16 protein-coding genes are annotated in these 16,064 nt (G+C 68.4%); 7 read left to right on the top strand and 9 right to left on the bottom strand.

All coding sequences use genetic code 11. From position 1 onward, the window contains the following. Positions 1-186 precede the first annotated feature (186 nt). Entirely contained in the window at positions 187-3,717 is a 3,531-nt protein-coding gene (gene metH / locus AB0J90_RS30085; protein WP_363601589.1) for a methionine synthase, read from the top strand. A gap of 166 nt (positions 3,718-3,883) precedes the next feature. Here metH and AB0J90_RS30080 read toward each other — a convergent pair whose 3' ends face one another. Next, positions 3,884-4,777 (bottom strand): hypothetical protein, encoded by an 894-nt coding sequence (locus AB0J90_RS30080; protein ID WP_363601587.1) that lies wholly within the window; start codon positions 4,775-4,777, stop codon positions 3,884-3,886. Between the two features lie 674 nt (positions 4,778-5,451). Between AB0J90_RS30080 and AB0J90_RS30075 the strand changes: the two genes are divergently transcribed. Continuing rightward, on the top strand, positions 5,452-5,760 hold the full coding sequence (locus tag AB0J90_RS30075) for a MerR family transcriptional regulator (protein WP_363601585.1): 309 nt from the start codon (positions 5,452-5,454) through the stop codon (positions 5,758-5,760). A gap of 128 nt (positions 5,761-5,888) precedes the next feature. On the opposite strand, the gene AB0J90_RS30070 is transcribed toward AB0J90_RS30075, so the two are convergent. From AB0J90_RS30070 to AB0J90_RS30035, 8 genes are all read right to left on the bottom strand, one after another. After that, positions 5,889-6,131: a hypothetical protein gene (locus AB0J90_RS30070; RefSeq protein ID WP_363601584.1), complete on the bottom strand. Its 243-nt coding sequence runs from the start codon at positions 6,129-6,131 to the stop codon at positions 5,889-5,891. Then, positions 6,128-6,328, bottom strand: coding sequence for a hypothetical protein (locus AB0J90_RS30065; protein ID WP_363601582.1), 201 nt, complete (start codon positions 6,326-6,328; stop codon positions 6,128-6,130). The genes AB0J90_RS30070 and AB0J90_RS30065 overlap by 4 nt, the downstream gene beginning before the upstream one ends. Positions 6,329-6,599: 271 nt before the next feature. After that, positions 6,600-6,746: a hypothetical protein gene (locus tag AB0J90_RS30060; protein WP_363601580.1), complete on the bottom strand. Its 147-nt coding sequence runs from the start codon at positions 6,744-6,746 to the stop codon at positions 6,600-6,602. A gap of 465 nt (positions 6,747-7,211) precedes the next feature. Beyond that, positions 7,212-8,423 carry a helix-turn-helix transcriptional regulator gene (locus AB0J90_RS30055; RefSeq protein ID WP_363601578.1) on the bottom strand — a complete coding sequence of 404 codons (1,212 nt, stop codon included), beginning with the start codon at positions 8,421-8,423 and terminating at the stop codon, positions 7,212-7,214. Positions 8,424-8,701: 278 nt separating this feature from the next. Beyond that, positions 8,702-9,040: a hypothetical protein gene (locus tag AB0J90_RS30050; protein ID WP_363601576.1), complete on the bottom strand. Its 339-nt coding sequence runs from the start codon at positions 9,038-9,040 to the stop codon at positions 8,702-8,704. A gap of 174 nt (positions 9,041-9,214) precedes the next feature. After that, positions 9,215-9,598 (bottom strand): VOC family protein, encoded by a 384-nt coding sequence (locus AB0J90_RS30045; protein ID WP_363601575.1) that lies wholly within the window; start codon positions 9,596-9,598, stop codon positions 9,215-9,217. A 5-nt stretch (positions 9,599-9,603) separates the two neighbouring features. Next, entirely contained in the window at positions 9,604-10,218 is a 615-nt protein-coding gene (locus AB0J90_RS30040; protein WP_363601573.1) for a dihydrofolate reductase family protein, read from the bottom strand. Positions 10,219-10,597: 379 nt separating this feature from the next. Then, entirely contained in the window at positions 10,598-11,464 is an 867-nt protein-coding gene (locus tag AB0J90_RS30035) for an aldo/keto reductase family oxidoreductase (protein WP_363601571.1), read from the bottom strand. Positions 11,465-11,605: 141 nt separating this feature from the next. On the opposite strand from AB0J90_RS30035, the gene AB0J90_RS30030 reads away from it, so the two are divergent. The 5 genes from AB0J90_RS30030 to AB0J90_RS30010 all read left to right on the top strand — a co-directional run bounded on the left by AB0J90_RS30030 (position 11,606) and on the right by AB0J90_RS30010 (position 15,973). After that, entirely contained in the window at positions 11,606-12,049 is a 444-nt protein-coding gene (locus AB0J90_RS30030) for a helix-turn-helix domain-containing protein (protein WP_363601569.1), read from the top strand. Positions 12,050-12,150: 101 nt separating this feature from the next. Then, positions 12,151-13,506 (top strand): histidine kinase, encoded by a 1,356-nt coding sequence (locus AB0J90_RS30025; RefSeq protein WP_363601567.1) that lies wholly within the window; start codon positions 12,151-12,153, stop codon positions 13,504-13,506. Next, a complete protein-coding gene (locus AB0J90_RS30020) occupies positions 13,503-14,213 on the top strand; it encodes a response regulator transcription factor (protein ID WP_363601565.1) in 711 nt (236 codons plus the stop codon). Before AB0J90_RS30025 ends, AB0J90_RS30020 begins: the two co-directional genes overlap by 4 nt. Positions 14,214-14,282: 69 nt before the next feature. Beyond that, complete coding sequence (locus AB0J90_RS30015) at positions 14,283-15,206, top strand: ATP-binding cassette domain-containing protein (protein WP_363601563.1); 924 nt, start codon at positions 14,283-14,285, stop codon at positions 15,204-15,206. After that, a complete protein-coding gene (locus AB0J90_RS30010; RefSeq protein ID WP_363601561.1) occupies positions 15,203-15,973 on the top strand; it encodes an ABC transporter permease subunit in 771 nt (256 codons plus the stop codon). The genes AB0J90_RS30015 and AB0J90_RS30010 overlap by 4 nt, the downstream gene beginning before the upstream one ends. The last annotated feature ends 91 nt before the right edge of the window (positions 15,974-16,064 follow it).

The following is a 16,064-nucleotide window of genomic DNA, read 5'->3' as shown; positions in this document are numbered from 1 at the left end:
CCACGCTCGCACGCGACCTCGCCCGTCAGGCCGCCGTCCGGCCCGGCCGAACCGACCGGTACGGCCGTTTAGATCACCGCAGGTCGGACAACCTGGTACGGAGCAGACTAGGCGACGCGAATCACATAATGTGGGAGTGTGTGTTGTGCAACCGTCAGTAGGCGCGATCCGGATTAGCCTGGACGGGTGCCTATTTCGCTGCTGGACGCTCTCGCGACCCGGATCCTCGTCGCCGACGGTGCGATGGGGACCATGTTGCAGGCAGCCGATCTGAGTCTGGACGACTTCGAGGGCTACGAGGGCTGCAACGAGGTCCTGAACGTGACCCGGCCCGAGGTCGTCCGCTCGGTGCACGACGCGTACTTCGAGGCCGGTGCCGACTGCGTCGAGACGAACACCTTCGGCACCAACCTCGGCAACCTCGGCGAGTACGACATCCAGCACCGGATCGTCGAGCTGGCCGAGGCCGGCGCCCGGATCGCGCGGCAGTCCGCCGACCAGTGGTCGACGCCGGAGCGGCCCCGGTTCGTACTCGGCTCGATCGGGCCCGGCACCAAGCTGCCCACTCTCGGACACAGCCGCTACGACACGCTGCGCCAGGCGTACCTGGAGAACGCGACCGGTCTGCTCACCGGCGGTGTCGACGCGTTGATCATCGAGACCTGCCAGGACCTGCTCCAGGTCAAGTCCGCTGTGGTCGGTGCCCGCCGGGCGATGGCGCAGGCTGGCCGTACGGTGCCGTTGATCTGCCACGTCACGGTCGAGACCACCGGGACCATGTTGCTCGGCAGCGAGATCGGTGCCGCGCTGACCGCCCTCGAACCACTCGGCATCGACCTGATCGGGCTCAACTGCGCCACCGGCCCGGCCGAGATGAGCGAGCACCTGCGTTACCTCTCCCAGCACGCCCGGGTGCCGCTGTCGGTGATGCCGAACGCCGGCCTGCCGCAGCTCACCGCAGACGGTGCCTACTACCCGCTGACCCCGCAGGAGTTGGCCGACGCCCTGGACCGGTTCGTCAACGAGTACGGCGTATCTCTCGTCGGTGGCTGCTGCGGCACCACCCCCGAGCACATCCGGGCGGTCTCCGAGCGGCTGGCCGGGGCCACCCCGGTCCCGCGCCAGCCCCAGCCGGAGGCCGGGGTCGCGTCGATTTACCACCACGTCCCGTTCGCCCAGGACGCCAGCGTGCTGATGGTGGGGGAGCGGACCAACGCCAACGGCTCCAAGGCGTTCCGGGAGGCGATGCTCGCCGGTGACTGGCAGGCCTGCGTGGAGATCGCCCGCAGCCAGGCCCGCGACGGCTCGCACCTGCTCGACCTCTGCGTCGACTACGTCGGCCGTGACGGTGCCGAGGACATGCGCCAACTCGCCAGCCGGTTCGCCACCGCGTCCACCCTGCCGATCATGCTCGACTCCACCGAGCCGCAGGTGATCGAGGCCGGGCTGGAGATGCTCGGCGGCCGGTGCGTGGTCAACTCGGTCAACTTCGAGGACGGCGACGGTCCCGAATCCCGCTACGCCCGGGTGATGCCGATCATCAAGGAGCACGGCGCCGCCGTGGTCGCGTTGACCATCGACGAGGAAGGCCAGGCCCGTACGGCGGAGTGGAAGGTCCGGGTCGCCTCCCGACTGATCGACGACCTCACCGGCCGGTGGGGGCTGTCGCTGGGCGACATCATGGTCGACACGCTGACCTTCCCGATCGCCACCGGCCAGGAGGAAACCCGCCGCGACGGCATCGAGACGATCAACGCGATTCGGGAGATTGCCCAGCGCTACCCAGGCGTCAACTTCACCCTCGGGCTGTCCAACGTGTCCTTCGGGCTCAACCCGGCCGCCCGCCAGGTGCTCAACTCGGTCTTCCTGCACGAGTGCGTGCAGGCCGGTCTGACCAGCGCGATCGTGCACGCCAGCAAGATCCTGCCGATGTCGAAGATCCCGGCGGAGCAGCGCGAGGCGGCGCTCGACCTGGTCTACGACCGGCGCCGTCCGGCCACCGACGACCAGCCCGCGTACGACCCGGTGCAGCGCTTCATCCAGGTCTTCGAGGGCGTCGACGCCGCCTCGGCGCGTGCCACCCGGGCCGAGGAACTCGCCGGTCTGCCGCTGGACGAACGACTCAAGCGCCGGATCGTCGACGGCGAACGCAAGGGCCTGGAAGCCGACCTGGACGACGCCCTGACCGAGCGCCCCGCCCTGGCGATCATCAACGACACCCTGCTGGACGGGATGAAGGTGGTCGGCGAACTGTTCGGCTCCGGCCAGATGCAGTTGCCGTTCGTGCTCCAGTCGGCCGAGGTGATGAAAACCGCGGTCGCGTACCTGGAACCGCACATGGAGAAGGCCGACGACGGCGGCAAGGGCAAAATCGTGCTGGCCACGGTCAAGGGCGACGTGCACGACATCGGCAAGAACCTGGTCGACATCATCCTGTCCAACAACGGCTACGAGGTCGTCAACATCGGCATCAAGCAGCCGATCACCGCGATCCTCGACGCCGCCGAGGAGCACAGGGCAGACGCCATCGGCATGTCAGGGTTGCTGGTCAAGAGCACCGTCATCATGAAGGAAAACCTCCAGGAGATGGCGTCGCGCGGGGTCGCCGAACGCTGGCCGGTCCTGCTCGGCGGGGCCGCGCTCACCCGGGCCTACGTCGAGGACGACCTCCGTTCGATGTACGCCGGCCAGGTGCACTACGCCCGCGACGCGTTCGAGGGACTTTCCCTGATGGACCGGGTGATGATCGCCAAGCGTGGCGGTGCCGCAGTGGTCGACCCGGAACGCGAAGCGGCCCTGGCGGCACGGCGGGCCCGACGGGAGCGCCAACGAACCATGATCAGCGACGCCCTGCCGGACATCAACGACACCTCGGTCCGCTCCGACGTCGCCACCGACGTCGAGGTGCCCGCACCACCGTTCTTCGGCACCCGCGTGATCAAGGGCGTGCCGCTGGCCGACTACTCGGCCCTGCTGGACGAGCGGGCGACGTTCGTCGGCCAGTGGGGGCTGCGCGGTGCCCGCGGCGGCAACGGCCCGACGTACGAGGAACTGGTCGAAACCGAGGGACGGCCCCGGCTGCGCTACTGGCTGGACCGGCTGATCTCCGACAAGGTGCTCGAAGCCGCCGTGGTCTACGGCTACTTCCCGGCGTACTCCGAAGGCAACGACCTGGTGGTGCTGGACGAGAACGGGAACACCGAACGGGCCCGCTTCACCTTCCCCCGCCAGCGGCAGGAACGCCGCCTCTGCCTGGCCGACTTCTTCAAGCCGCGCGGTGAGCAGTTGGACGTGGTGGCCCTGCAACTGGTCACGGTCGGGCAGCCGGTCAGCGAGTACACCGCGAAGATGTTCGCCCGCAACGAGTACCGCGACTACCTCGAGGTGCATGGTCTGTCCGTACAGCTCACCGAGGCCCTCGCCGAATACTGGCACCGCCGGGTCCGCAACGAGCTGGTCCTACCCGGCGGCCGTACGGTCGGCACCGACGACCCGACCGATCTCGCCGGCCTGCTGCACAACGACTACCGAGGCTGCCGGTACGCGCTCGGCTACACGGCCTGCCCCGACCTCGAAGACCGGGCGAAAATCGTCGACCTGCTCGGCGCCGACCGCATCGGCGTACGCCTCTCCGAGGAGTTCCAACTCGAACCCGAGCAGGCCACCGACGCCATCATCGTCCACCACCCCGACGCCAACTACTTCAACGCCAAGTAGTCGACAGATCCGCCCTGAGCTGCATGGAAAGACCGTCGAGAGCCCAGTAGGCCATACGGCTAGGCTTTTGATGCTTTCTCCGGCGTCGAGCAACACGGACGCTTAGATGTTCCGCAGGAACGCGCATTCCGTTCTGTCGATCGTCCGCGATGCCCGTTCTGGGCCGTCACACGCCAGGATCTAGGCGGTGTCGTCCCCACCATGCGGTGAAGAGGATAGTTACTTGCGTCTTGATCTCCTCTCCAATGATCTTGTGGGTGTCCGCCATGAGCGGTTCGACGGCGTGCTTGTAGACCTCTGGGTGCTGTTCCACCGAAGGGCAGGTGTATACGGTCAGTATTCGGAGGACGCGCAGAGTGTCTGTACCTAGGAGGGGAAAGTGGGCTTCCAGTAGCCTTGTCAGGGCCGACCACACCTTGTCCACGACGATGTTGATGACGGCGTCGGCGACCAGCCGGGAGATCCCCGACTTGAAGTGTTGTGACAACGCGTCTTTGATGAACTGCCTGGCCGCGTCACTGAGGAAGTCGATGGCCTTGTCAATCTTCTCGATCAGCTGAATCAGGGCCACCAGCAGGCCGCACCAGACGTGATTGGCCAAACCTTTCTTGACTTCCCTGGCGTTCGGCTCGTTCTGGACGAGGTTATCGATATCGATCGAGATCTCGCGCCAAGTATCCTCCATGATCGCCTTGGTAAGAACGTTCACCCGGTCGAAGTCGGATGACACGGATGCCGGGTCGGCGGTGTCAACATCGAGTGGCAGGCGGCTGTCCAGCGTCGAGCGCGGGCCAGTAGCCCACAGGTGATCGGCGACGTCCAGGCGTGCAAGGTTGAGATACGCCTGTCGATTGTGGGCGTTGAAGCTCAGGCGCCCGGATCGTTGGTCCTTTTTTACGCTGTTCTCGAGTTGGCGCCGCAGTTCGTCGCGTACCTGTGGCGGGTCGGCGGCGAGGGTTGTCCAGCCTCGCCAACCGTGCAGCGAGCCGCCGCAGCCGGAGCACTCACAGCCAGGTCTCTGGGCATTGGCGCAATTCGCTCTGTGGGTGTTCACTGCCATGCGCAGATCACCATCCAGATCGTCATCGCTCTAGATAACCGAGTGATCACGTACGTGTTTGTTCGAAGGTTGCCAATGCTTGTTCGTTCAAGGTGGCAGCTGAACTTCCGGCATTTCGGCCGTTTGCGAGCCCGCCTGGCTGCTAGACCTATGCGAACTTGCCCGCAGCATTGGTGCTGTCGGATTCCTGACGGACTTGGCCGGTGTCGCCTGCATGCCCGAGGATCGAGCGGATCCGCGAGGTGCGAGAGCATGACACATGGGACCAAAGATGGGACGGCAGAGCCTCGCCTCGGCTGCCTATCCAGCAACGCACCGGCACGGGGACATGCAGCGCAAGCGGATCTGTCCCAAGTCACAGCCGACGTGACAGTGCCTGATTGTTGGGGTGCAGCCATCCGTACAGTCAAGCGGGCGGACACGAGCAGACACAGGGCGACGCTGGCCGGGTTGACCACGGCACGGCGGCGTGGCCGGACTTCAAGATCTTTCCAAATCGGCTGGTCCAACGGAAATGGCGCGTGAAGCTTGGTTCGGGTGAGGGTGTCTGGGCCGGGGCTTTGGTGGAAGAGCCGCCCGAGCTGGACCTACGGCGGAAGGCTCGGCCTGATCGCTGGACCTGAGTGCGATACGTTGAAGGTTCATGTTCACGTGAGAGTTGGCCGCCGGGGGACATGAAGATTGGCGAACTGTCGCGGTTGACCGGCGTCAGCGTTCGGGCGCTGTGCTACTACGAGGAAGAACGGCTGATTCGGCCCGCTCGCAGCGGCAACGGCTACCGCCACTTCAGTCACGGCGCCGTCGAGGTGGTCCGGCAGATTCGTGGGCTGATCGAATGCGGCCTGCCGACCCAAATCATCCGCGACGTCCTTCCCTACCTCGACTGCCCCCCCAAAGGAGCTCTCAAGGTCCACCATGCTCGACACTATCTGCCGCCTTTGGCAAGCTTCGGATATTGCTCACCCGCATTCAGAAGAGCGTGACGCCTGGCACCGATCTGTAACCCATATCTCGAGGCCGTGCCCGCCGTGCAGACAAACGCCGCCCCGGACCGCGATCGTCCGGGGCGACGTCTTGCTGTCCGTAGCCGGCTACCGCCGGCCCGGACTGGTCACAACAGGTGGATTCGCTCGGTGCTCCCGTCCAGGCGCAGCACGGTGAGGCTGCCGCCGCCGTGCTCCATCAGGTCCTGCACGACGTTGTAGACGACGAGTGCCCGGTTGATCGTGTCCGTCTTCGTGTCCCTGGTCCGCGCGCACGACAGGTCGAGGGCGTCGACCGCCCGAGGCGTGAGGTTGACAGTGACCTTGACCAGCGCCCGCACCGTCCCCGTACCCGCCTCCGGATTGGTCACGGGGTCACGCCAGCGAGCAGGACCGGCACCACCGAAGCCGCTCGCCCGGCGGGCCGCTGCCGTACGGCCCACGCTAACTGCGCGCACTCGGCGCCCTTGCACTGCGGGCACTGGCGGCCGTTGAGGTGGGCGTCGAGGGTTCGGGTCGCTGCCCACCAGATCGCGGCCGGGGTGAGTGGCTCGTCCTGTCGGCTCACCGCGTCGGCTCCCTCAGGTGTCGCTCGATTGCCGCGCGCGGGACGTAGGAACTCGCGCAGGGAGCGTGCTTCAACGCCTCCGTTGGGGTGCATCTCAGCGTGTGAGCGGATACCCAGAATTCGTAGTCGAGTCCGCGTAGCCGGGGTGCCATCCGGTCTATCGCGAACACGCGCAACGTGGTTGCCGTCGTGGCCGGCCTGCCGTCCTTGTACCACTCGCCCGGTTGGAGCCGGAGGAGCAGGCCGCGCGGGACGGGCCGCAGGGCGGCGGTCACCACTCGCTCGGCGTTGCGACGATGCTCCGTGCCCGGTCGAGCGCTCGGCACGTTCCGTCCTCCTTGCACTGGTCGCAGGTGCTGTCCCGGTGCTTGGCGACCACCCGCAGCGCGTCCCGGATCATCTCTGCCGCGTCGCTCATGACGCCCCCCACCAGGCAGCCTGCCGGGAGTTGAGGCGCCTCCGTGTCGCGGCGTCCGACCGATAGGACCCTCCGACCATCGCCGTGCCGACCAGCAGGCCCGGGCGATGGTCCACAGTGCGGGTCGGCTTGACCGGTGCCTGCGTGGGACTGGGGGTCACCTGCTCGACCGGTTCAGGGACGGGGTCGGGGTCCAAGAACCACTTCCGCCGGGTGCTGTTGATCGCTGCCATGCCCACCTCCACTAGGTGGGGCGCGGCGACGCCAGTCCCGTCGCCGCGCCCCGGGACGCCGGGCCAGCCACGGGAGCAGCCGATCCGGCGCGATCGGTAGGTGCGGCGAGGTGGACGGCTACGAGGTACCACGGGCGCCTCGGTGCGACACCTCGCCGCGACCATGGAGTCACAGTAGGTATCAGCAAAGGCAGTGAGGGGTACGCGGCGTACCCGGTTACGGCATGTACCCCTACAGGTTGATGCCCGCTCGTTCGGCCAGCTCGACCGCGTCTCCGCGCACTGACGCGGGTGCCTCCGTTGCCAGTCGGGTCAGCATGTCCCTGGCTGCCGGCGAAAACCGCACCGTCTCGGGTGAGGTGGCGTCCGCCTTTGTCAGCAGGTGCAGGGTCGCCTCGCGGGCGCCCTCAAGATCGGCGCTCCGGGCCAGCTCGACGTAGTGCCGACCTCTGCGCTCAGTGGAGGGGATGGTCAGCGGGTCGAGCGCGTGTGCCCGCCGCTGCGCTTCTTCCGGGTCACCGAGGTCGACGGCGCACATCACCGCGTACACCTCGACCAGCGGCCGGGACACCCGGGTACGGAGGCCGACGAAGTCCGCCGGTAGCGCCCGGTGCACGATGTTCCGGGCGGACTCCCAATCCGCCCAGGCGCCCTGGTCACCGTTGCGTGCCCGCGTCAACGCCGCGCACAGATGCAGATCGGCCAGCATTTCGGCGTACTCGGCTGGGCCGTCCGCAACCCTCGGCTCGATCAGGCTGCACGCCTCTCGTAGCCGCTCCACCGCTTCGTCGCTGCGACCGGTGGACCGGAGCAGGTGCGCCGCGTACCAGATGGCCTGCGCCAGGGCGAGAGGGTCGTCCGCGTCCATGGCCGCGGCCATGCCCCGGTCGACTGTCAGCCAACACAGCTCGCGGTCGCCGTGCCATGCCAGGTATGCCTGAGCCAAGTGGTACGACTGGGCAAGCAGGGCCAAGGCGGTTCGTCGGTCGGGTCCCTCGTGGAGTCGTGCCGCCCGCTGGGTGGACTTGAGCAGGCCGGGCAGCAGGGCTCCGATCTCGGTCCGCTGCTGGCGCGAGGTGTGCCACGTCTGCCAAGCGGAGTCGGTCGCCCCGCGCAGGTACTCGGTGGTGGCGGGCTCCCCGCTCACCGTCACGTGCCATGAGGTCAACGCCCGGCGGACGTCTTCGACCGCAGGGTGGCTGGGGCGGCCGTCAAGCGACAGCGTGACCGCCGGCCCGAACAGGTCGCCGAGGTCCCGAACGCCGAGGTGTGGAGCAAGCTGTTGGGCTGCCCGTAGGGTCAAGCTCCGCTTGCCGTTCTCGATGAACTTGATGGTGGTGGGCGAGAGGCTGGCCAGTCCGGCGAGCCTCTCCCGTGAGAGGCCGGCAGCCCGGCGTAGACGCTCGACCCGCTGTCCTGGCGTGGGCTGTGCCTGCTCGGCCATCTGACACCTCACCGGGGTTGAGATTGGGTACACGATGTACCCCGACGGTACACCTGGGGAGCGATCGAGGGGATGCGGCTCAGCCGGACGCAGCCGCAGGCGGTGCAGCGCGATGGCAGGATCTCGCCGGGTCGCTACACGACACGGTGCACGCTCGGATGACTCGGTGATGTTCCCAGCCGCTGAGCACTACACGTGGGAGAACGTCTGTCCATGCTGCGACTCCCATACCGAACGGCCCTGGGTCAACATCTCCGACGGCGAAACGATCCAGTCCGTCAGCGTGATGCCTGGTCAGGTGGTGCACCGGTCGCCGTGGGGTGAATTCCGAACTTTTCAATCACGAATCGCCAGAACAGGGCGACCCCGTCTTGAGCCGGCCTGGCTATCCGGTCGTTACGGCCGGTGTGCGCGAGATGTTCGATGGTGACCCAGTCGTGGGCCGACCGGACCACGATGACGTCGACCGGTGCTGGTGTGACGGGTACGGCTGTGACGATGAGGTCGGTCATCGAGGTGATGCCGGCCAAGAGATTCTCAGCCTCGAACGCGATCACGCTGTCGACGATGTCGAGCACCGGTTCATAGGTCGTGCTGCTGTCGAGGACGGCGTGCAACCGTGTCGCGATGTCCGCCCACGGCTCTCCACGGAAGTCGTTCGGCCAACCAAGGGAACGCATCGCTTCAGGCTGCCAGAGACACAGGGCGACAGGTCCGTGGGAGATTCCCCAGGGGCGCGGCGACGTGTCTCGTCATCTCCACCGCCCTCGAACTCGCATCCCACCACGGCGTCAGGCGACGCAGAACTCGTTGCCCTCGGGGTCAAGCATGACGACGTGGCCCAGGTTGTCGCCGTACCACTCCTCGCGGACCACCGTCGCACCGGCGGACACCAGCTCGGGCACCTTTTGCCGGATTAGTCGTGCCCGCTCGGTCATGTCCCAGGGACCCGGACCCGCCACCCGCACGTCGATGTGCATCCGGTTCTTGGCGGTTTTGCCCTCGGGCACTTTCAGGAAGCTGATCGCGCGCCCGCTGCCGTCCGGGTCGACGATAGACGCGTTGTCGGGCTCGTCGAAACCGGGCTCCTTGACATACCCGAGGGCAAGCGCCCAGAAGGTGGCGAGCCGCTGGGGATCGGCGGCATCGCATCCCAAGGTCCAATGGGTGGCCATGGTGACTATTTTCCTGCGGGGACCTGGTCCTTGACCTCGTCGTAGCCGACCTTGGCGGGTTCTGCGGTCGGCGCGTAGATCACGCGGATCACGCCCGTCGGGAACGCCTCCGTCGCCGTCATCTTCAGGTGGTACGCCGCATCGCCGTCGTCGAACAGCCTGCGGCCCTTACGTGCCGCCACCGGGTGCACCAGCAGGCGCAGCTCGTCGACCAGCCCTGCGGCGAGCAGTTGCTGCACCACGGAGATCGACCCGGGGATGAGGATGCCCTTGACGCCGGCATCGGCCTTGAGCGCACTCGCGGCATCGAGGAGATCGCCCTTGATCAGCTCGGAGTTGCGCCAGGAGAACTCCAGCGGCTGACGCGAGACGACCACCTTGCGTACGTCCCCGAGTTGCTTGGCGAACGGTGCGTCGTCCCCGCCCGCGGCCTCGCGGTCGGGCCAGGCCCCGGCGAAGCTGTCGTAGGTCTCCCGGCCGATGAGCAGCACGTCGGCGGTGTCGTAGTCCTCGCCGACCGCGCGGCCCATGTTCGCGTCGAAGTACGGGAAGTGCCAGTCGGGATCGATCTCGGCCACACCGTCGGCCGAGATGAACAGCGTGGAGATGATTTTTGCCATCGGTTGTTCCTCCGGGTCGAGCGGTGTCGGTAGGTGGACCGGGTGCAGCTCCCCAAACCTATAGGCCGCCCCCGAATCCGTCCCGACGCAGAGTCGGCGTTTCGCGCTTGTCGTGCGCGACCTCCGCAACGCGGCCGGCCCGTGGGACCGGATGGACGTACGGCCTCCCGGAACGCGCCCCGGACCGTCGCTGCGGATAGGCGTCCGGGTGTTCGGGCGACCGGCCGGGGCTGTGTCCGTATCGGGCTGGGCCGACCGGCTGGACCTGCGCGCGGTCGGTCCGGCCATGGATCGACATCTACCCCAGGAAATGAAGGCAACCATGTGGACGCCCGCCGGGGCGCACTGACCCCGCAACGGGTTACCTCGTGCGGCGTTGTCAGCGGCCGATCTTGTCCAGGTCGGCCAGGTCCTCGTCGGAGAGCGGGAGTCCCGCGCCGGCGATGTTCTCGCGTAGGTGAGTGGTGGAGGAGGTGCCGGGGATGAGCAGGATGTTCGGCGACCGCCGCAGCAGCCAGGCCAGGGCGACGGACATCGGCGTCGCGTCCAACCGGGCGGCTACGGTCGAGAGCGCCGAGGACTGCAGTGGGCTGAAGCCACCGAGCGGGAAGTACGGCACGTAGGCGATCCCCTGTTCGGCGAGCGCGTCGACCAGTCCGTCGTCCTGGCGGTACGCGAGGTTGTACATGTTCTGCACGCATACGATCGGCGCGATCGACTGTGCCTCGGCGACCTGCTCCGCCGTCGCGGTGCTCACCCCGAGGTGCCGGATCAGGCCCTGCTGCTGGAGTTCGACGAGGGTCTGGAAAGGCTCGGCGAGCGAGCCGGGCACGGGTCCCTCGGCGTTGCCGAGTCGAAGGTTGACCAGCTCGAGCGCCTCGAGGCCGAGGTTTTCGAGGTTCTCGTGAACTGCCCGGCGCAGGTTCTCCGGCTCTCGGGCCGGGGGCCAGCCGCCCTGCTGGTCGCGGGTCGCGCCGACCTTGGTCACCACGTGCAGCGATTCGGGGTACGGATGCAGCGCTTCCCGAATCAGCCGGTTCGTCACGTGTGGCCCGTACGCGTCGCTGGTGTCTATGTGGGTGATGCCGAGGTCGACGACCTCCCTGAGGACGGCGAGCGCGCCGTCGTGATCGGCGGGCGGCCCCATGACCCAGGGGCCGGCGAGCTGCATGGCGCCGTACCCGAACCGGGTGACGGTCAGGTCGCCCAGCGTCCAGGTGCCACCGGGAAGGGAAGCGGGAAGCATGCGCATACCTCTCTGACTTTCGTGTGTGACCGGACCGTCCTGGTACCTGACGGATGCCTGCTTCACTATCGATGGGTAACTTCCTGGTAGGAAGTAGGCACTTCCGAGTGCGTAACGCACCCATGTTTGGAGGAGCGGTCGATGGCAACGATGACGGCGGCGCAGCAGAGGGCACAGACCAAGGCGGAATACGACGCTTTCCTCGCCGGATGTCCCAGCCGCAAGCTGCTCGACCGGCTCTCCGACAAGTGGGTCACGCTGGTCCTGGCCGCGCTGGGCAGCGACGGCTCGCACCGGTTCGGTGCCGACTGTGCCGGCGAGCCCCGGTCGATGCGCTACTCCGAGTTGTCCCGCCTGCTGGCCGGCGTCAGCCAGAAGATGCTCACCCAGACGCTGCGCTCCCTGGAGCGTGACGGTCTGGTCACCCGTACCGTGACGCCGACCGTGCCGGTCACGGTCGCCTACGAGCTGACCGACCTCGGCCTGTCACTGCACCAGATGATGCGCAGCCTCAAGACCTGGGCCGAGACGCACATGGACGACGTGCTCGCCAACCGCGCGACGTACGACACCCGCGCTGCCTGAACCGGAGCGCAGGGCGTCACGTCGACCTCTCTCTGCGCCGACCAGGGCGAACAGCGGGGCCGGATAGGCTGCGGGGAAAGTCGTGCCGGAGGAGGTGTGCGGTGACCGCCTCGTCGCTTCCTACCCGCCCGCTGCGCCGTGGCGAGCTGATCGCGCTCGACGCGCTGCTCGCGCTGGTCCTCGGCCTGTGGTACGCGTTCGCCCCGATGACCCGTGCCCCCTCGGGGAGCCCCGTGATCGGCTCGACCGCGCTCACGCTGTGCCTGGTCGTGCTCCTCATGGCCGTCCCGGTGGCGGTACGCCGACTCTGGCCGGTGCCGGTGTTCCTGGTTGTCGCGTCGGCCTCGGTGCTGGCCCTGGCGTCCGGGGTGCTGTACGAGCCGTTCCTGGCCGCCGCGCTGACCGGTTACACGGCCGCGCTCGCCGGCCGGCCACTCACCCGGATCCGGTGGCGGATGCTGGGCGTGTTCACCCTGGTCCTGCTGCTGCTCAGCGTCTCCGCCGGCCCGACCCCCGCCGGTGCGGAGGCCATCGGTGTGCTGCTGCCCGGCTTGGCGCTGGTCGGGGCGGCGTGGACGGCTGGGGTCGCGGTCCGCGAACGCCGGGTCTACCAGGCTCGGAGCAACGCGGAACAGACCGCCCGGGCGGTCGCTGACGAGCGGCTGCGTATCGCCCGGGAGGTGCACGACATCGTCACGCACAACCTCGGGATCATCACCGTGCGGGCCGCGGTGGCCCGGCACGTCGCGGACACCCAGCCGGACGCGGCGGCCGACGCACTCGAGCTGATCGAGCGGGTAGGCCGCTCGGCCCTCACCGACATGCGCCAGGTCCTGTACGTGCTGCGGACCGACCCGGCCGACGGCGCAGACCCGAATGGCAGCGCTCCGACGCACGGCGCCGACCCGAGCGGCAGCGCTCCGGCGCACGGCGCCGACCCGGGTGGTGGCGATGGCAGGGGGAGCGATGGCAGGGGAGGCGTCGCACCGGACATCGAGGTCGAGCCGGAGTTGGCCCCGGCGGTGGGGGATCTGAACGTCCTGGTGGCACGGGCGGCGGCGGCCGGCCTCGACGTGCGGTCCGACATCACCGGTACGGACCGGCTGGCGGAGGGGACGGCGGTTTCGGCGTACCGGATTCTCCAGGAGGCGCTGACGAACGTGATCAAGCATGCCGGGCTGACCCGCTGCCAGGTCACCGTGCGGTGCGACGATGCCGAGGTGATGATCGAGGTGCTGGACGACGGGCCGGACGAGCGGCGGGCTGGCGGGCGTACCCCGATCGCGGGCAGCGGGCACGGCCTGCCGGGGATGCGGGAGCGGGTGGCCATGCACGGCGGTGAGCTGACTGCGGGACCGCGTCAGCAGGGCGGCTTCCGAGTCCGCGCCCGGCTGCCGTACCCGACGCCTGATCGCCGCCCGGCCGGCGACCGGCGAACGGCCGGGACCCCCTCGTGACGGATTCGATCCGGGTCGCGATCGCCGACGACCAGGCGTTGCTGCGCGGTGGGTTCCGGCTGCTGCTCGAATCCGATCCGCGCTGCGTGGTGGTGGGCGAGGCGGCGACGGGCTCCGACGCGGTGCGGCTCGCCGCCCGGGTACGCCCCGACGTGATGCTGATGGACATCCGGATGCCCGACCTGGACGGGATCGAGGCGACCCGCCGGATCTGCGCCGACCGGGCGACGGCGGACGTACGCGTCCTCATCCTGACCATGTTCGACCTGGACCCGTACGTCTTCGGCGCGTTGCGGGCCGGGGCGAGCGGCTTCCTGCTCAAGGACACCCCACCGGCCGACCTGCTCAACGCGGTGCACGTGGTGGCGAGCGGGCACGCGTTGTTCGCCCCGACAGTGACCCGGCGACTGGTGGCCGAGTTCGGTCGAGCCGAGCCGGCCCGGACCGACGGAACCCGGCTGGCCGGGCTGACCAACCGGGAGCGGGAGATCCTCGCACTGGTGGCCGCCGGGCTGTCCAACACCGAGATCGCCGGGCACGAGCAGATCAGCATGGCCACGGTGAAGACCCACCTGACCCGGCTGCTGGCCAAGCTCGGCGCGCGGGACCGCGCCCAGTTGGTCATCGTCGCGTACGAGAGTGGGTTGGTCCCGCTGGGCGGCGGCCGGCACCCGGGCGGTGGCGTGCCGGATCAGACCCCGGTCTGACGCGTCGCGCGAACAGGATCAAACCTCGGTCTGACGCGCCGCGCGGCCCTCGGCTGGGATGTTGGTCCGGTGATTGAGGTAGCACAGTTGACCAAGCATTACGGCCGGCGGGTGGCGGTGGACGGACTGTCGTTCACCGTGCATCCCGGCCGTGTCACCGGATTCCTCGGCCCCAACGGCGCGGGCAAGTCGACCACCATGCGGTTGCTGCTGGAGTTGGACCGGCCAACCTCCGGCAGCGCGCTGATCGACGGCAGACCGTACGGCCGGTTGGTGGAGCCGTTGCGGCACGTCGGCGCGCTGCTGGACGCGAAGTCGGCCCACCCGGGCCGGTCCGCGTACGACCACCTGCTCGGCCTGGCCGCCAGCAACCGGATCGGCCGGCGGCGGGTCCAGGAGGTGATCGGGCTGGTCGGGTTGGAGAGCGTGGCCCGCAAACGGGTACGCGGCTTCTCGCTCGGCATGAGCCAGCGCCTTGGGCTGGCCGCCGCCCTGCTCGGCGACCCGCCCGTCCTGATCCTCGACGAGCCGGTGAACGGGCTGGACCCGGAGGGGGTCAAGTGGATGCGGGACCTGCTCACCCGGCTGGCCCGGGAGGGGCGAACGGTTTTCCTCTCCAGTCATCTGATGAACGAGATGGCGGTCACCGCCGAGCACCTGGTCATCATCGGGCAGGGTCGACTGCTCGCCGACCTGAGCACGGCCGACTTCGTCGCCCGGCACGCCGGGTCGTACGTGCGGGTGCGTTCGCCGGAGCGGGAACGGCTGCGGCACGCCTTGGTGGCCGGCGGGCTCAGCGTCGAGGACGGCGCGGACGGCGCGCTGCACGTGATCGACGCCCGGATGGAGGAGATCGGCGCCATCGTCCACGCCGAACACCTGACCGTCACCGAGTTGACCCCCTGTTCGGCCTCGCTGGAGGAGGCGTTCATGCAGTTGACCGCGTCGGCGGTCGAGTACCGGGGCCATCAGGAAGTGGAGGTGAACCGATGAACGGCACGGCGGTACGCCCGGTGCTCGCATCGGAATGGGTCAAGGCCAGGTCCACCCTGGCAAGCATGATCTCGCTGTCGGTCGGTGTGGTAGTCAGCTTCGGGCTCGCGTTGGCCAGCGGCTACTCGATCCGTGTCGCCATCGACCGGAGCAGCGACGCAATCCGATCCGACTTCCATCCGATCGACGCCGGCTTCGGCGGCCTGCTCTACGGCAACGTGGCGTTCACGGTTTTTGCCGTGCTCGTGGTCAGTTCCGAGTACACCAGCGGCACGATCCGGGCCTCACTGGCGGCGGTGCCCCGACGTGGCCTGTTCTACCTGTGCAAACTCGGGATGGCCGGGCTGGTCTGCCTGGTGGTGGGTGGCGCCACCGTACTCGGGTCGTTCCTGGTGACGCAGGTCGCGCTCGGTCCGCACGGGGTCGACCTGAACGCTCCGGGCGCCGTCCGAGCGGTGCTCGGTGGCCTCGCGTACGTGACCCTGCTCGGCGTGTTCGCCGCCGCCGTGGCCGCCGTCCTGCGGAGTACCGCCCTGTCCCTGGGCATCCTCATCCCGTTCTTCTTCGTCGTCTCGCCCGCACTCTGGATGATTCCTGCGACCAGGTCGGCCGCGCGTTTCCTGCCGGACCAGGCCGGTATGCGGGCAATGGAGGCGACCGTCGGGCCGGGCGAACTCACCCAGAACCAGGGCCTGCTGGTGCTGCTCGGCTGGACGGTCCTCGCTGTCGCTGCCGGCTACTGGAGCGTCCGCCGCCGGGACGCCTAGGGCGCGTTTCATAAAGCACGGTGGGCAGGTTGAGGTCACGGCGTGGCGGTGATCGATAGACAGCGAGGTCTCCGGTACTTGGTACAACGAC

This window comes from Micromonospora sp. NPDC049523 (assembly GCF_040676775.1).
Lineage (GTDB): Bacteria > Actinomycetota > Actinomycetes > Mycobacteriales > Micromonosporaceae > Micromonospora_G.
Note: the sequence above shows the minus strand (reverse complement) of the source record. Positions and strands in the feature narration are given on the sequence as shown.

Coding starts and splice junctions, on each gene's coding strand:
- AB0J90_RS30060 (WP_363601580.1), bottom strand. CDS start 6,746: ATGAGCGACGCGGCAGAGATGATCCGGGACGCGCTGCGGGTGGTCGCC.
- AB0J90_RS30010 (WP_363601561.1), top strand. CDS start 15,203: ATGAACGGCACGGCGGTACGCCCGGTGCTCGCATCGGAATGGGTCAAG.
- AB0J90_RS30055 (WP_363601578.1), bottom strand. CDS start 8,423: ATGGCCGAGCAGGCACAGCCCACGCCAGGACAGCGGGTCGAGCGTCTA.
- AB0J90_RS30045 (WP_363601575.1), bottom strand. CDS start 9,598: ATGGCCACCCATTGGACCTTGGGATGCGATGCCGCCGATCCCCAGCGG.
- AB0J90_RS30080 (WP_363601587.1), bottom strand. CDS start 4,777: ATGGCAGTGAACACCCACAGAGCGAATTGCGCCAATGCCCAGAGACCT.
- AB0J90_RS30035 (WP_363601571.1), bottom strand. CDS start 11,464: ATGCTTCCCGCTTCCCTTCCCGGTGGCACCTGGACGCTGGGCGACCTG.
- AB0J90_RS30030 (WP_363601569.1), top strand. CDS start 11,606: ATGGCAACGATGACGGCGGCGCAGCAGAGGGCACAGACCAAGGCGGAA.
- AB0J90_RS30075 (WP_363601585.1), top strand. CDS start 5,452: ATGAAGATTGGCGAACTGTCGCGGTTGACCGGCGTCAGCGTTCGGGCG.
- AB0J90_RS30040 (WP_363601573.1), bottom strand. CDS start 10,218: ATGGCAAAAATCATCTCCACGCTGTTCATCTCGGCCGACGGTGTGGCC.